We start from the raw sequence: 15,713 nt of genomic DNA, 5'->3' as shown, positions 1-15,713 counted from the left end.
AAAAAACAGACCATGAGGTCTGTTTTTTATTGTGTTTATAATATATTTTTAAATATTTCCTTAATGAGATTTTTTATATTATCAATACAATACTCTTTTTCTATTGTCAATATAATTATATGAGGTGGAAGTTTATACTCTGTTAAATCTCTAAGATTTTGCAGATCATATATATAATTAGTATCTATATAAATACATTTTTGTTCTTTGGAGATAAATCCTTCCTTAAATTCTATGGAAAGATTAAACTTATTAAATCCCTCAGTTATAATACTATAACCTTCTCCATAATATTTTATATTATTTTTTAATTTAGTATCTAAGATTCCACTTATATTTAAAATATCTCCAGATTTGTTTATACTTTCAATTGTAAGCTTTGTACTCTTACCTATTAAATCAATATACAGACTCTTCTTTTCATCTAATATATCCAATATGACAATTATATCTAGCATATGAACTAGATCATCATAGTTATGCTTTAATATATCTTCCTTTAATAAGACATCTTTCGATTTTATATAATCATAGTAGAATTTAATACAATCTCCACCAGTATATTTATCTTCTCTAATAAAGCCTAGACTACGTTCAATGGTTTTTAGCTTAAGATTAGGTAGGTTTAAATAATACCTATTTTTCTTAATGATTTGATAAAGGTCAAAGGATTTTTCTTTATCAAATACATAGTTAATATTATATTTTCTTAGCCTATGTTCTATAAAAGGGATGTCAAAGGAATCACCATTGAAGGTGATTATTTTATCAAAAATAGATAGATCATCTATGAATTTATTTAAAACATCTAGTTCCTTATTTAGGCTGTTAGCAAAGTACTGGATTAACATCCAGCTTTTAATATCTTCATTAAAGTATAGAAGACCAATTAAATAGATAACACTATTATTTCTATTTAATCCCGTGGTTTCAATATCCATAAAACATACTTTGTGATTTCTAGAGTATTTCTCCATATTTAAAGTATGATCAATTATATTAGTTATAGTTTCCATAAAAAATTCACCCTAAGTCCTTGATATGTTATAATATTATTATACATTTTAATAGGTATAAAATCAAAATTTATATATATTGGCAAAGGACTGAAAGGAGAAGGTAATATGACAGAACTTGAAAAAAGCATATCTCTTATGGAAGATAATGAACTAAAAGAAAAAATTATATACTTAAATACAAAACAATTAAATTTAATTAAAAGGTCTAGTTACTTAAATGTTTTTAATGGAATTATAATGCTAAAGAGAATATTAAAAGATGATTTAGATGAAAGTGAATTAGAATTTAATATTGAAATAAATTCATTGGAAAGCTATGTAAATAGGCTTATAAATTTAGTTGAAGATTCCATATATTATAATGATGAAGAAAAGAAAAAAAATAGATTGGAAGAAGTTATAAATATTAGACAGGAATTATATGAGTTGTCTTCCATCATAGATGGGTATAGTATAGAACTCTCTTATGTTAGGGAACTAGTGGATTACTATGGAACTAAAATTATAACTAAAAAAGATTATGAAAATATGCCTTATGAAAATGTAGCTGTAGAAGAAGTAATAAATGGAGTTAATAACTTATTAAATAATCAGAAGCAAAATTACTTTAAATATATTAATATTATTTCCAATGTGATTTCAGTTTTACCAATGAGGCTAACAAAAGATAAGTATTTTAATATACTTCAAAACACTATGATGAGAAACTTCAAACTATCTAAAAAGATAGAAGCAGAAAATCAAATAAATGAATATAAGAAACAATTTGATAGCTCTTTAAGAAATGGCTATGGTACTAAATTTGATTATTACTTTAGGGAAGTTCAAAAATTAAGGCATATAGATTTATCTAATAAAGACTTAGAAGAAATTGACAAAATCGCGGAACAAATAGTTTCTTTAAATAAGCAAACTGATAAAATCTTTAACTTCATTTTGAAATTAGGACTTATTAGTAATCTAATTATAGTTATAAATTTAATTACAAATATGGAAATTGAAAAAGAAATAGAAGATATATATGTGGATTGGATGAAAAGTATTATAAATGAAAGTAAGAAAGATATTGGAACTGTAGAAAAAAGTATCGGAAAGGAAATTAAGAAAATAGAAAAGGAAATCCTAGGAGACTTGGAAGAATTTAATATCTTAAATACAGAGGCAATAGGCAGAGAATCATTTGATTATGACGGACTAAACAGAGATTTATTATATACTAAAAAAGTATTAACCTACTATAATGATTTCAAACTAACAGATCATAAAGTATTATTTTCAGAAGATGAGGAAATAGTAGCAGAGGATTATTTAGAACAAATAGTTGATTCCTTAGTTCAATATATGAATAGGTCTTTAGGAAAAATGACAAACGTAGAAAGAAAAATAAGAATGAGAAAGTTATTATCTCTTATAGAACTTCCATTTGCAGGAATTGAAGAATTTAATGACTATATTAGATATTCTTTAGATATACGTGTAGTTCCTAAAGAGGAGATTAATTTTACAGTAGATTATATACTATATTTCATCGATAATTTATTAGATGATAAATAGGATAAAAATATAAAGGTGTCAGTACTGACACCTTTATATTTTATTCTGTTATATCTTCATCATAGAATTCTTCTTCCTCTAAATCTTTATAGCTAGTGCGGCGATGAGGAGGGCAAGGCGGATCGGTCTCATCACCTATACTATTGCTATCAATTTGTTTAGGGAATAGAGTCGGGAATGTTGAACAGATTGGTGATGTTTCTGGTGATAATTCTACAAATCCTGTTGAAAGAACGCATAATTGAACAGGAACTATTATTTTCTTTTCACAAGTTATACAAATCGCAATGATTAAATCTATTCTTACTTCACCAGTTTGTGGGCAGATATGAATATCTCTAGTAATGCTATTTGTAGCTAATCTTGTTTCACATGATACGTTACAGAACTCAGCAAATCTTGGGAAGAATGCTGAATTAAATACTGAAGGTATACATAATTCAAAGAAGTTGGTTAGTATTATAGGTGCATTAGCTGGAGCAATAGGAACATTAGCAGTTAACGTAACTGTACTTCTTCTTCCATTAGCACTTAGAACCAATACATCAATTTCAATTAAAACATTTCCTCTTAGGAAAATTCTTTGTGTGCCGAATACTGGTGTACCTTTTCCTCTTTCATCACATTCAGTAGTATCAGCAAATATTATCTTTTCACTTCTTAGTCCATCTGGACCTACTACCTCTACAAAGTTTCCTTTCTCATCTCTAACAAATTCCCCACCTGAAAGGACTGTCTCAGGATCTACAACTAAATTACGAGGATCATTTATGTTTCCAGGGTTAAAAAACTTCCTACATCTAATATCAATAACTCTTATTATTCTTGAACCCACAGGTAAATTTGGTGTAAATCTAACGTTGTTAACAGTAGTTAAAGCTTGTAGATTTACAAGGGTCGCATCATAAACTTTTTGTACATATATAGGTTCAGTAACTACTCTTCTTAAAGTACCATCCCATTCACAGCCTGTATTTCCAACACAGCATCTATCACTAATACTTTTTTCGGTAAGGTCTTCTGGTAATATTTTAGGATTCATTCTATTTCCTCCTTTTTAATAATATAATTTTACTACTCAATCATAATATATTCTATCTATTAATATTGTGTTACAAATAAAAACTGTAATATAACGTATATAGACATAATATTTATTAGTAGATAGAGAATTATAGAATATAAAATAAAAGGGTGGTGTTTTGATGGCTTTTTTTACTGATAAATGGACTATTGCAGAAATGGCTTCAAATAATATGATTCTAGTTAGAAAATCTAAGAACAATATTTTATTGGAAGAGGTAGTAAGCGAAACAAGCTTTGATAGTAGGGAGATTATCGCTAAAGATATATTAGAAGAATATGACATGGGAATAGATGGATCAAATAATATTTATATCCTATATCAAAATACAGAAGGACATCTTATTTTAAATATATTAAAAAACAAAAAGAAAGAAGAAGTAAAACTTACTGCTGAACCAATAAGTGAGGTATTTGATCTAAACATTATAGTAGAAGGAAAGATAATCCACATATTTTATGTAATTGAAATACAAGATAAAGAAAACAAATATAGAATAAATCATCATTATTATGATGGTACTAAGTGGAGTACATATGGAGTAGATGAAATAAGTAGAGAGAAAGTTTTAAATCCCATTAGAATAATAAAAATAGAAGAGGATGTTTTAATATCATATTATAGTAATGATAAGGAAATAAACTTAAGAAGATTTGGAATTAAAAACTTAGAATGGGGGGATAAGTTTAATATAGTGAGTACAGAGACTGATAAGATTTTCTTAGATATGATAAAAGATAATGATACCATCCATTTGACTTACTGTGAATTTATAGATGGGAATTTAGTTATAAGATATAATAAAATACTATATGATAAAGAGCATAGACAATATATAAAACATAGATCGGAATATATATCCAATGAAGGAAGTCCTTCCTATCCGAATCTTATATTCTATGAAGATAAACTTTGGATTACATGGGTAGAATTAAACAAAGTAGTAAGTAGATATAGTGAAGATCGAGGGGAAAGTTGGGATAGTATATATGAGTGGAATGAATCTAGGGAAATAGATTTTGTTAGATACAAATATATAAATATAAATCCTAGAGATGATATTATACTTAAATATTCCTTTGGTAGTGTATATCCTGAAGTGAGATTTATCGGATTTGGTCCTTTAGAAAAGGTATTAGAAGTTCCAATAAAAAAAAAGATAAACAATATTTTTCCGAGGATTTAAAAGATACTATAGAGAGATTAGAAGATAGAGTTAAAGAATTAGAAGAAAGTATAGTAAAAATTGAAGATTTCTTAGTCAATAGAACTAGGGGTAGATATGAAAGTATAAGAAAAAGGCCATAGGCCTTTTTCTTGATAATTATAAAAATCAGTTTTGTTCAATAATTTCTTTGATTTCAGACATAATGCTAGTTAATCCTAGGGCTAACATAAGCTTAATTCTTACTTTCTGTCCAGGTAAATTACCTCCAAAGATGACACCTAATTCACGTAGGTGTTTTCCACCACCTTCGTAACCATAGGAGTCAAAAACTCTACCTGTAGGACATCTTGAAACTAGAACTACAGGAATGTTTTGACTAATGGCTCTTTTTATACCAGGAATCATAGCTGGGGGTAAGTTTCCTCTACCTAAGGCTTCTATAACTAAACCACTATATTTATTATCTATGTAAAAGTCTAATATATCAGATTCCATACCTGGTACAGACTTAATAAGACCTACTTTCTCTTTTATAATATTGGTATCAATAAATTGATGAGATATAATATCTCTATAGAATATAACTTCATCATTATCTACAATTCCTAAAGGTCCAAATTCCGGAGACTTAAATGTATCTAAAGATAAAGTATTAGTCTTTGTTACTTCACTAGCAGCATTTACCTCATTATTCATAACAACTAAAACACCTTTATTTTTAGCTCGGCTTGAAATAGCGGTGCATAGGGCAGCAGAAAGATTGCTAGAACCATCATATCCAAGTTCAGAACTATTTCTCATGGCTCCTACTACAACTATAGGCTTGTGAGTTTTAATTATTAAATCTAAAAGATATGCAGTTTCTTCTAAGGTATCTGTTCCATGAGTTACAATAACACTAGTAATATCTTCTCTTTTTATTACTTCCTTCACCAAATTAGCTATTTCCATCATCATAGAAGGAGTAATATGTGGACTAGGAATATTGGCATAATTTATTACTTCAATATCAGAAAAGTTTTCTATATTAGTGACCATACCAATAATTTCTTCTGATGTTAATGCTGGAATTGCTGCATGAATACGAGGATCGATTTTCATAGAAATAGTACCGCCAGTAAAGATAATGGCAACTTTATTTTTATTAGACATATTAATACCTCCAATTAATTATATTGACAATTATAAATATAATATAACATATTTATAGCATTTAAAAAACATAAAAAAAAAGACTCCACTAGGAGTCTTCACCCATTTTGGATGTAAATAAACCGTTCAAAAGGGGTATTGGGAATAGAGATCTTATTTGAGGTTACCAGGGGGATAACCACAATTTAATTATAACAAAGCTCGACAAATTATGCAAGAGTTTTTATGAAAAAACTTTTTATTCGACAAAGTGTTCACATAATGAAAGATAGATGGCTAAAACTGAGATTTCGATTATTTTCCTTTAATATAATATACAAATCTTGTATAATAAATATAGTGGATAGTAGGAATAATAGGAGGTTAGTAAATATGAATAACAAATTTATTGAATTAGAAAAGGTATTAACAAAAAATGGCTTTATAGTGAAAACCTTTGAGGATAAAATAAAAGTGAAAGAAGAATTATTATTAGATATTAAAAAAGAAGATACGGTAGGTGTAGGGGGTTCTATAACTATACAAGATATGGGAGTATATGAAGCATTAAGAGAAAGAGGAAATGAAGTATATTGGCATTGGAGAAAAGATGTTGAAAACCCTATTCAGAAAGCTATGACATCAGATACCTACATTACAAGTACTAATGCTTTAACATTAGATGGTAAACTTATAAATATGGATGGAAACGGAAATAGAGTTGCATCTATGTTTTTTGGACATAAGGATGTTTATATTGTTGTTGGGAAGAATAAAATATGTAATGATTACAATGAAGCAATAGATAGAATTAGAAATATAGCAGCTCCGCTAAATGCAAAAAGATTAAACTTAAGTACTCCTTGTACTCATACAGGAAAATGTAGTGATTGTGTATCACCAGATAGAATTTGTAAAGTGGAGACAATAATTCATAAGAAGCCAAATACTACAAATGTTCATATTTACTTAGTAGATGAAGAATTAGGATACTAATAGAAGAGGTGTATTATATTTGATTTACTTAGACAATTGTGCTACAACAAAGCCAAGAAAAGAAGTAGTAGATATTATGCAAAAAAGTATGATTGAAGACTTTGGAAATCCATCATCACTTCATAGACTTGGCATGAAATCTGAACAAAAGATAAAAATAGCAAGGGAGCATATAGCCAATGCTCTGAATGTAAACATTAATGAAATATATTTTACTTCTGGTGGAACAGAAAGTAATAATATAGCGATTCAAAGTATAATAAGCAAATTTGGAAAAAGAGGAAAGCATATAATAACTACAAAAATAGAACATCCTTCTGTATTAAATATAATGAAGAATTATGAACAGCAGGGATTTGATATTACCTATTTAAATGTAGATAACCAGGGGTATATATCATTAAAGGAATTAGAGAATAGCATCAGAAATGATACTATTCTAGTATCTATTATGCACGTGAACAATGAAATTGGCTCTATTCAACCTATATTTAAAATAAAAGATATTATAAAGAAAGTAAATCCAAACACACTATTTCATGTAGATGGAATTCAAGGGTTTGGTAAAGTAGAATTAGCCTTGAAAAAATGGGAAATAGATTGTTATTCCTTTAGTGGCCACAAAGTATATGGTCCAAAAGGAATAGGTGGATTATTTATAGATAAAAAACTTATACTTAACCCTTTAATTTTCGGTGGAAATCAAGAAAAGGGTTTAAGATCAGGAACTGAAAACTTAACAGGGATTATTGGATTTGGCGAAGCTGTAAAAATAATGAGTGAAAATCATAAAATTGAGATTGAGAATATAAGAGAATTAAAAGAATATTTTGCTCAAAAAATAGAGGAAGAAATACCTTATATAAGATTTAATACATCTTTAGATGAGAATTCTTCCCCATACATCATAAATATATCTTTTAATCATGTAAGAGGAGAAGTACTTCTTCATTATTTAGAGGATAAGGAAATTTATGTTTCTACTACATCAGCTTGCTCATCTAAGGGTACTGAAAAGAGCCATGTTTTAAAAAGTATAGGGCTTAAAAATGAAGAAATAGAAGGAAGCATAAGATTCTGTTTTTCTTATGAGATTACGAAGGAAGATTTAGATTATACAGTAAAGGTGTTAAAAGAATCTGTAGCAGATATTAGGCAAATAACTATGAGGTGATTAAGTGGAAAAGGTACTATCAGTAAGTCTAGGAGAAATTGCTTTAAAAGGACTAAATAGAAAATATTTTGAAGATCAATTGATTAAAAATATGCGAAGGGTAATAAAAGATATTGGTTTTGAGAAAATATATAAAGAACAGGGAAAAATATATATAGAAGCAGAAGAACATAACTTTCCTCAAATGATAAATAGATTAAAAAAAGTATTTGGTCTTGTATATATAAGTCCATGTATTAGAATAGAAAAAAACGAGGAAAAAATAAAAGATGCCTCCATAGTAGCAATTAGGGAAAAGATTGACAAGGAAAAAATTAATACTTTTAAGGTAGATACCAATAGAGCAGATAAAAACTTTCCAATTAAATCCCCAGAGTTATCTAGGCAAATAGGAGGTTTGATTCTTCAAAACTTTAATGAACTGAAAGTAGATGTACATAATCCAGATACATTTTTATATATAGATATAAAGCAAAACGCATATATATATACAGATAAAATTAAGGGTTATGGTGGTCTTCCTTTAGGTACCAATGGAAAAGGACTATTACTTTTATCAGGTGGGATAGATAGTCCTGTGGCAGGTTTTTTAATGGCTAAAAGAGGATTAGAAATATCTGCAGTTCATTATCACTCCTATCCTTTTACTAGTGAAAGGGCAGAAGAAAAAGTAAAGGATTTAGCTAGAATACTGTCTAGATATGTAGGTAGAATAAAGATGTATAGTATAAATCTTTTAGAAATCCAAAAAGAAATCAATAGCAAGTGTAAAGAAAATGAAATGACTATACTTTCAAGAAGATTTATGATGAAAATAGCAGGTCGTATTGCAGAAAGAGAAGGAATAAATGCACTTATTACAGGTGAAAGTTTAGGTCAGGTAGCCAGCCAGACAATAGAAGGTATCAGTGTAACAAATAAATCAGTAGATATTCCAGTTCTTAGACCACTAATAGGACTTGATAAGGTGGATATAATAGATATAGCAAGAGATATAGAAACTTTTGAGACTTCTATTTTACCTTTTGAAGATTGTTGTACAGTATTTTTACCTAAACATCCTGTTACAAAACCTAAAATAGAAGATATATTGAAATCAGAAGAAGCTTTAGATGTAGAAACATTGGTGGATAAGGCAATAGAAAATATGGAGTTGATTATAATAGAATAGTTAGAGGTGAAAGATATGAAGGGAAAATCCTTATCAATTGTTATTGGAGTTATTATATTAATTGTTATTGGAGTTATTATATTATTGGCCATTCCATTTATAGGCTCATACAATAGTCTTTCTACATTAGATGAAAATGTAGATGCAGCATGGGCACAGGTGGAAAATCAATTAAAACGTAGGGCGGATTTAATACCTAATTTATTGGAAACAGTAAAGGGGTATGCCAGTCATGAAAAAGAAGTAATAGATAGTATTGCAGCAGCGAGATCTATGTATACAAATGCTAGAACTCCACAGGAATATGCTGTAGCAGATGAAGGATTAACAAATGCAGTAAAAAGTTTAAATATAATAGTGGAAAATTATCCAGATCTAAAAGCAAATCAAAACTTTCAAGACTTTCAGGTAGAATTATCAGGTACAGAAAATAGAATATCTACAGAAAGAATGAGATATAATGATTTAGTAAGAACCTATAATACAAAGATTAGAAGATTTCCTACCAATGTGATGGCAAAAATATTGGGATTCGATAAAAGACAATACTTTGAGATAAATGAACAGGACACAGAAGTACCAAAAGTAAATTTTTAGGTGGTGCTTTAAATGACCAAGAATAAGTTTTCTTTTGTTATTCTTTGCATCATAATACTTTTATCAACATCTGCATATTGTGTTGACTATAAGTTTCCAGAACCTAATTATGATTTCTATGTCTATGATGAAGCTAATATAATTGATAGAGATGTAGAGGACTATATCATAGATATTAATAAAGAGATATATAGTGAAACTGGTGCTCAAATAGTAGTGGCTGCAATAAATTCTCTAGATAATATGGATATAAATTTTTATGCTACAGCTCTCTTTGAAAAATGGAAAATAGGTAGTAAATATGATAATGGAATGTTATTACTAATAGTACCTGAAGAAAGAGAACTATGGATCGAAGTAGGATATGGATTAGAAGGGCAATTTCCAGATAGTAAGGTAAAGAGAATAATAGGTAATTATATACAACCATATTTTGCAGAAGGTGAATATTCTAAGGGAGTATTGGCAGGGTTTAATCAAATATTAAATGGTATAGAAGATGAATATAATATAAGTTTAGATAAAACAAATGAGATAGATGATCCAGATCAAATAGATAGATATGTTCCATCTTTTATGAGAATTTTAATAATTATAGGAATAATTATATTTCTATTTATAGATTTTAAATTCTTTGGAGGGTTTATAACATATACTTTTCTTCGTGGTGGTGGAGGAAGAGGCGGTGGATATGGTGGCTCCTCAGGCAGAAAATCCTCTGGCGGTGGTGGACGTTCAGGAGGGGGAGGAGCAGGAGGAAAATGGTAAAATAAATATAAGGATATAAAGAAGGAATTGGATAAAATGGGCCAATTCCTTTTATTTTTGCTTGAAAAACAAATTAACAGTTAAAGTACATTTGAATTTTAATATATTAAACCTGTAATATAATGGATATGATATGAATAAGTAATCTACATGGTTAAAGTTATAAAAAAAATTTAAAAAAAGTATTGACTTTTATACTAATATTTTACTATAATGGGATAGTTGCTAAAAAAGTTTAGTAATTATAAACTAATTATTTAATATATAACTAGTTTTTTAGGAGGTGCATTATGAAGATTGGTGAAAAGATTAGGAGACTAAGAATTCAGAATTCCCTTACTCAAGAAGAGTTAGCAGATCGGTCTGAGTTGACTAAAGGATTTATATCTCAATTAGAAAGGGACTTAACATCTCCTTCAATAACAACATTAGTAGATATACTAGAAGGTCTAGGAACAAATCTGCAGGAATTTTTCAATGAAAATGTAGAAGAAAAAATAGTATTCTCAAAGGATGATGCCTTTGAAACAGAAAATGAAGAATTAAAATATACTTTAAATTGGGTAATTCCAAATGCACAGAAGAATAAAATGGAGCCTATATTGATAGAATTACAACCTGGCGGAAGATCTAAGGAGGATTCTCCCCATGAAGGAGAAGAATTTGGATATGTAATAAGTGGAAGTATTTCTTTATATATAGGAAGTAAAAAATACAGAGTAAGAAAAGGAGAAAGCTTTTATTATAAGGCTAATTCCAATCATTATATAGCGAACGAAGGCAAAACAAAAGCCTCAGTTATTTGGGTGAGTACACCACCGAATTTTTAAAGATAATGGGGGGACGAAAATGCATACTATAGAATTAAAAAACATTTCGAAAGAATACAATGGAGTCAAAGTTTTAAATAATATAAATTTATATATACAAGAAAATGAATTTTTAACTCTATTAGGACCAAGTGGATGTGGAAAGACAACAACTCTTAGAATAATAGGTGGATTTGAAGAGCCGACAGAAGGAAACGTATTATTTGAGGAAAAGGATATAACAAGTATTCCGCCTTATAAAAGGCAAATCAATACTGTATTTCAAAAATATGCTCTTTTTCCACATTTAGACGTATATGACAATATAGCCTTTGGACTGAAGATAAAAAAATTATCCAAAGGTGAAATAGATACTAAGGTTAAAGAGATGCTAAGACTTGTGAATCTGCAAGGCTTTGAAAATAGAAGTATTGAGTCCCTAAGTGGTGGGCAGCAGCAAAGAATAGCAATAGCTAGAGCATTGGTCAATGAACCAAAGGTGCTTTTATTAGACGAACCACTGGGAGCATTGGATTTAAAACTTAGAAAAGATATGCAAATCGAGTTAAAAAATATGCAAAAAAGAGTAGGAATAACTTTTATCTATGTAACCCATGACCAAGAAGAAGCATTGACTATGTCAGACACCATAGTTGTAATGGATAAAGGTAGAATTCAACAAATAGGAAGTCCTGTAGATATATATAATGAACCTAAAAATGCCTTTGTTGCAGAATTTATAGGAGAAAGTAATATAATAAATGGAATCATGCACGAAGATTATTTAGTTGAGTTTTCAGGAAAAAATTTCAAATGTGTAGATAAAGATTTTAGCAAGAATGAAGATATAGAAGTAGTTATTCGACCAGAGGATATTGAAATAGTATCAATAGAAGATGGACAATTAAACGGAATAGTTAAATCTGTTACATTTAAGGGAGTTCATTATGAGATGATAGTAGAATCTAAAGAATTTGAATGGATGATACATTCAACTATAATGAAGCCAGTAGGAACTGAAATAGGAATGGTAGTTTCACCTGAAAATATCCATATAATGAAGAAGGTGAGAGAAGAATGAAGATGAAAAAAGCAGCCTATCCTTATATTCTTTGGATGGCAATATTTATCGTAATTCCACTTTTCCTTATATTGTATTTTGCCTTTACTACAGGAGACAGTCAAAACTTTGCTACATTCCAATTTAGCATAGATAATTTCAAAAGATTTTTTACCCCAATGTATTTAAGAGTTTTAGGAAGGTCTGTAAATTTAGCATTTGTTTCAACTATTATCTGCCTAATACTAGGTTATCCTATGGCCTATATTATTTCAAAAGCAAAGACAAGAAAAAGAAATATGATGGTTTTAATGTTGGTTATACCTATGTGGATGAACTTTTTATTGAGAACCTATGCTTGGCTTACTCTTCTAGGTAGAAATGGGTTTATAAACTTTGTAATTACTAAAATAGGATTTAAACCATTAGAATTAATGTATAATGACAAGGCAGTTTTACTTGGGATGGTATATAACTTCTTACCTTTTATGGTTTTACCTATTTATACTGTATTGATTAAAATAGAAAAAAGCTTAATAGAGGCAGCGGAGGATTTAGGAGCTAGTAAATTGGAGGTATTTAGTAAGGTAGTGCTTCCACTTAGTATGCCAGGAATTATTACAGGCATAACCATGGTATTTATACCAGCAGTAAGTACTTTCGTTATATCGGCATTATTAGGTGGAAATAAGTATAATTTGATTGGTAATTTAGTAGAACAACAATTTAGGTGGACTGGAGATTGGCATTTTGGATCATCTATGTCAATAATCCTAATGATATTTATTTTGATTACAATGGCACTTACATCTAGATTTGATAAAGAGAAAGAAGGAGGAGGAGGAGGCTTATGGTAAGTAGAGGACTTAAAAGATTATATACGTTTTTAATATTTCTATTTCTATATGCTCCTATTATAGTACTTATAGTATTCTCCTTTAACAACTCAAAGTCAAGGGGTGTATGGGCTGGGTTTACATTTAAATGGTATGTAGAATTGTTCAAAGATGCAGAAATTTTAAAGGCATTATATTATACATTATTAGTTGCAGTACTTTCAGCAATTATCTCTACAATTCTAGGGACCTTTGCTGCCATAGGAATATATAATATGCCTGGACTAAGCAAGAAGATAACCTTAAATTTAAACTACTTGCCAGTATTAAATCCAGATATAGTTACGGCAGTATCTCTTATGGCACTATTTAGATTTTTAAAGATGGAATTTGGTCTAGCTACCATGCTTTTATCTCATATAGTATTCTGTACACCTTATGTAATATTGTCAGTATTGCCTAAATTAAAACAGATGAATAAACATTTGGCAGAGGCAGCTATGGATCTTGGAGCAACTCCTTTCTATGCCTTAAGAAAAGTAATTATACCAGAGATAATGCCAGGAATTATTACAGGTTGTCTTATGGCATTTACATTGTCCATTGATGATTTTGTTATTTCATTTTTCAACACTGGAAACAATGTATCTAACCTTAGTATAGAAATATTCTCAATGTCTAGACGTGGGATAAACCCTGTAATCAATGCATTATCCACATTAATGTTTGTAAGTTTGATTTTATTATTATTAATAATAAATAAAAGAACAGAAAAAAATGAAATGGAAAGAGGTGTCTAATTTGAAAGCAAAAAGAAGGATTTCTTTATTAGTATTATCTTTGATTATTGCAATTATGACTGTAGGATGTGGAGAAAAGAAAGAAACTATCAATGTATATAATTGGGGAGATTATATAGATAAGTCTGTTTTAAAGGATTTTGAAGAAGAATATAATATTAAAGTAAATTACAGTATGTTTGAAACTAATGAAGATATGTATATAAAGCTTAAGCAAGGCGGATCTAGTTATGATGTAATATTTCCATCTGATTATATGATTGAAAGAATGGTAAGAGAAGATTTATTGGTTAAATTAAATAAAGACAATATACCAAATTTAAAAAATATAGACGAAAAGTTTTTTAATTTAGATTTTGATCCAAGTAATGATTATTCTGTGCCATATATGTGGGGTACAGTAGGTATAATCTATAATAAAACTAAAGTAAATGATGTAGTAGATAGTTGGGATATACTATGGAATGAAAAATATAAAGATGAAATAATAATGTTGAACAGTCAAAGAGACACTCTGGCTGTAGCACTAAAGAAATTAGGATATTCTATGAATACAAGAAATGTAGCAGAATTAGAAGAGGCGAAAAAACAGCTTCTAATACAAAAACCACTTGTATATGCATATCTAGGGGATGAAGTAAAGGGCACTATGGTCAGTGGAGAGGCAGCTCTTGCAGTAGTATGGTCTGGAGATGCTGTAGCTATGATAAGAGATAATCCAGATTTAGAATATGTAATACCTAAGGAAGGAACAAATCTTTGGTTCGATAGTATGGTAGTTCCAAAGTCTGCTAAAAATAAAGAAGGGGCAGAAAAGTTTATAAACTTTATGGCTAGACCAGATATAGCAGCAAGAAATACTGACTATATAGGATATTCCACGCCAATACCTGAAGCAGTAGAAATGTTACCAGAAGATATAAAAAATTCAAAAGCAGCATATCCAGCTGATGAGGAAATAGAAAATACAGAAATATTCCATGATCCATCAGATATTATAACTGAATACGATAGAATTTGGACTGAAATAACTTCAGGAGAATAAACAATAAGAATTTTCAACACTGATTCCTAGGATATTGTATAATAATATCTTAGGAATTAGTGCTTTTTTATGCTTAATTGGGTATAATTATATACAATAATAAATACATAAAGAGAGGATAGATTTGAAGATATATAAATTACTATTTATTATTCTAGGAATAATAGCAATGGGAATTGGCATAGTAGGAATAGTAGTGCCAGTACTTCCCACAACACCATTTTTAATACTGGCATCTATGTTTTTCGTAAGGGGATCGGAGAAGTTTGATATATGGTTTAGAAATACTAAGATATATAGGGATTATGCCGAAGATTATATTAATGATAAATCAATGACATTAAAGAGAAAAATAAGGTTAATGTTTATATCAGATTTTATGCTAGCTTTTCCACTAATAATTATAGATAATATTTATTTAAAATTGTTTATAGTATTAGTAATCATTTTTAAATATTATTATTTTATTTTTAAGATAAAGACTAAAGAAGTATAATAAAT

Annotated in this window: 16 protein-coding genes; 13 read left to right on the top strand and 3 right to left on the bottom strand. The window is 28.9% G+C overall.

Going from position 1 to position 15,713, the window contains the following annotated elements; genetic code table 11:
• Nucleotides 1–35: 35 nt before the first annotated feature.
• Entirely contained in the window at nt 36–1,016 is a 981-nt protein-coding gene (locus tag RBU61_RS11780; RefSeq protein ID WP_308875638.1) for a ribonuclease H-like domain-containing protein, read from the bottom strand.
• 108 nt (nt 1,017–1,124) lie between these two features.
• Between RBU61_RS11780 and RBU61_RS11775 the strand changes: the two genes are divergently transcribed.
• Complete coding sequence (locus RBU61_RS11775; RefSeq protein WP_308875637.1) at nt 1,125–2,573, top strand: hypothetical protein; 1,449 nt, start codon at nt 1,125–1,127, stop codon at nt 2,571–2,573.
• A 40-nt stretch (nt 2,574–2,613) separates the two neighbouring features.
• Here RBU61_RS11775 and RBU61_RS11770 read toward each other — a convergent pair whose 3' ends face one another.
• Complete coding sequence (locus RBU61_RS11770; RefSeq protein ID WP_308875636.1) at nt 2,614–3,615, bottom strand: hypothetical protein; 1,002 nt, start codon at nt 3,613–3,615, stop codon at nt 2,614–2,616.
• A gap of 163 nt (nt 3,616–3,778) precedes the next feature.
• Here RBU61_RS11770 and RBU61_RS11765 point away from each other — a divergent pair, with 163 nt between their 5' ends.
• Nucleotides 3,779–4,843: a hypothetical protein gene (locus RBU61_RS11765; protein WP_308875634.1), complete on the top strand. Its 1,065-nt coding sequence runs from the start codon at nt 3,779–3,781 to the stop codon at nt 4,841–4,843.
• 147 nt (nt 4,844–4,990) lie between these two features.
• Here the strand turns inward: RBU61_RS11765 and RBU61_RS11760 are convergent, their stop codons facing one another.
• Nucleotides 4,991–5,977: an asparaginase gene (locus RBU61_RS11760; protein WP_308875633.1), complete on the bottom strand. Its 987-nt coding sequence runs from the start codon at nt 5,975–5,977 to the stop codon at nt 4,991–4,993.
• 372 nt (nt 5,978–6,349) lie between these two features.
• Here RBU61_RS11760 and RBU61_RS11755 point away from each other — a divergent pair, with 372 nt between their 5' ends.
• The 11 genes from RBU61_RS11755 (at nt 6,350) to RBU61_RS11705 (ending at nt 15,708) form a co-directional block, all read left to right on the top strand.
• Nucleotides 6,350–6,952, top strand: a complete 603-nt coding sequence (locus RBU61_RS11755; RefSeq protein WP_308875631.1) for a lactate utilization protein — start codon at nt 6,350–6,352, stop codon at nt 6,950–6,952.
• 19 nt (nt 6,953–6,971) lie between these two features.
• Nucleotides 6,972–8,126 carry a cysteine desulfurase family protein gene (locus tag RBU61_RS11750; protein ID WP_308875630.1) on the top strand — a complete coding sequence of 385 codons (1,155 nt, stop codon included), beginning with the start codon at nt 6,972–6,974 and terminating at the stop codon, nt 8,124–8,126.
• Nucleotides 8,127–8,130: 4 nt separating this feature from the next.
• Nucleotides 8,131–9,297: a tRNA uracil 4-sulfurtransferase ThiI gene (thiI, locus tag RBU61_RS11745; RefSeq protein ID WP_308875629.1), complete on the top strand. Its 1,167-nt coding sequence runs from the start codon at nt 8,131–8,133 to the stop codon at nt 9,295–9,297.
• A 15-nt stretch (nt 9,298–9,312) separates the two neighbouring features.
• On the top strand, nt 9,313–9,894 hold the full coding sequence (locus RBU61_RS11740) for a LemA family protein (protein ID WP_308875628.1): 582 nt from the start codon (nt 9,313–9,315) through the stop codon (nt 9,892–9,894).
• A gap of 12 nt (nt 9,895–9,906) precedes the next feature.
• Nucleotides 9,907–10,662: a TPM domain-containing protein gene (locus RBU61_RS11735; RefSeq protein ID WP_308875626.1), complete on the top strand. Its 756-nt coding sequence runs from the start codon at nt 9,907–9,909 to the stop codon at nt 10,660–10,662.
• Between the two features lie 290 nt (nt 10,663–10,952).
• Nucleotides 10,953–11,492 carry an XRE family transcriptional regulator gene (locus RBU61_RS11730; protein WP_308875625.1) on the top strand — a complete coding sequence of 180 codons (540 nt, stop codon included), beginning with the start codon at nt 10,953–10,955 and terminating at the stop codon, nt 11,490–11,492.
• A 19-nt stretch (nt 11,493–11,511) separates the two neighbouring features.
• Entirely contained in the window at nt 11,512–12,552 is a 1,041-nt protein-coding gene (gene potA / locus RBU61_RS11725) for a spermidine/putrescine ABC transporter ATP-binding protein (protein WP_308875624.1), read from the top strand.
• Nucleotides 12,549–13,388 carry an ABC transporter permease gene (locus RBU61_RS11720; protein WP_308875623.1) on the top strand — a complete coding sequence of 280 codons (840 nt, stop codon included), beginning with the start codon at nt 12,549–12,551 and terminating at the stop codon, nt 13,386–13,388. Before potA ends, RBU61_RS11720 begins: the two co-directional genes overlap by 4 nt.
• On the top strand, nt 13,382–14,167 hold the full coding sequence (locus RBU61_RS11715; RefSeq protein WP_308875622.1) for an ABC transporter permease: 786 nt from the start codon (nt 13,382–13,384) through the stop codon (nt 14,165–14,167). The genes RBU61_RS11720 and RBU61_RS11715 overlap by 7 nt, the downstream gene beginning before the upstream one ends.
• A 55-nt stretch (nt 14,168–14,222) precedes the next feature.
• Nucleotides 14,223–15,212: a PotD/PotF family extracellular solute-binding protein gene (locus RBU61_RS11710; RefSeq protein ID WP_374212525.1), complete on the top strand. Its 990-nt coding sequence runs from the start codon at nt 14,223–14,225 to the stop codon at nt 15,210–15,212.
• A 124-nt stretch (nt 15,213–15,336) separates the two neighbouring features.
• Nucleotides 15,337–15,708: a YbaN family protein gene (locus tag RBU61_RS11705; RefSeq protein ID WP_308875620.1), complete on the top strand. Its 372-nt coding sequence runs from the start codon at nt 15,337–15,339 to the stop codon at nt 15,706–15,708.
• Nucleotides 15,709–15,713: the final 5 nt, after the last annotated feature.

Source organism: Tissierella sp. MB52-C2, from assembly GCF_030931715.1.
Classification (GTDB): domain Bacteria; phylum Bacillota; class Clostridia; order Tissierellales; family Tissierellaceae; genus Tissierella.
The sequence above is the reverse complement of the archived record's forward strand: the minus strand, read 5'-3'. Positions and strand labels throughout refer to the sequence as shown.

Excerpts from the sequence above, each read along its gene's own strand:
- RBU61_RS11780 (WP_308875638.1), bottom strand. The coding sequence starts at position 1,016 with ATGGAAACTATAACTAATATAATTGATCATACTTTAAATATGGAGAAA.
- RBU61_RS11775 (WP_308875637.1), top strand. The coding sequence starts at position 1,125 with ATGACAGAACTTGAAAAAAGCATATCTCTTATGGAAGATAATGAACTA.
- RBU61_RS11770 (WP_308875636.1), bottom strand. The coding sequence starts at position 3,615 with ATGAATCCTAAAATATTACCAGAAGACCTTACCGAAAAAAGTATTAGT.
- RBU61_RS11765 (WP_308875634.1), top strand. The coding sequence starts at position 3,779 with ATGGCTTTTTTTACTGATAAATGGACTATTGCAGAAATGGCTTCAAAT.
- RBU61_RS11760 (WP_308875633.1), bottom strand. The coding sequence starts at position 5,977 with ATGTCTAATAAAAATAAAGTTGCCATTATCTTTACTGGCGGTACTATT.
- RBU61_RS11755 (WP_308875631.1), top strand. The coding sequence starts at position 6,350 with ATGAATAACAAATTTATTGAATTAGAAAAGGTATTAACAAAAAATGGC.
- RBU61_RS11740 (WP_308875628.1), top strand. The coding sequence starts at position 9,313 with ATGAAGGGAAAATCCTTATCAATTGTTATTGGAGTTATTATATTAATT.
- RBU61_RS11735 (WP_308875626.1), top strand. The coding sequence starts at position 9,907 with ATGACCAAGAATAAGTTTTCTTTTGTTATTCTTTGCATCATAATACTT.
- RBU61_RS11730 (WP_308875625.1), top strand. The coding sequence starts at position 10,953 with ATGAAGATTGGTGAAAAGATTAGGAGACTAAGAATTCAGAATTCCCTT.
- potA (WP_308875624.1), top strand. The coding sequence starts at position 11,512 with ATGCATACTATAGAATTAAAAAACATTTCGAAAGAATACAATGGAGTC.
- RBU61_RS11720 (WP_308875623.1), top strand. The coding sequence starts at position 12,549 with ATGAAGATGAAAAAAGCAGCCTATCCTTATATTCTTTGGATGGCAATA.
- RBU61_RS11715 (WP_308875622.1), top strand. The coding sequence starts at position 13,382 with ATGGTAAGTAGAGGACTTAAAAGATTATATACGTTTTTAATATTTCTA.
- RBU61_RS11710 (WP_374212525.1), top strand. The coding sequence starts at position 14,223 with ATGACTGTAGGATGTGGAGAAAAGAAAGAAACTATCAATGTATATAAT.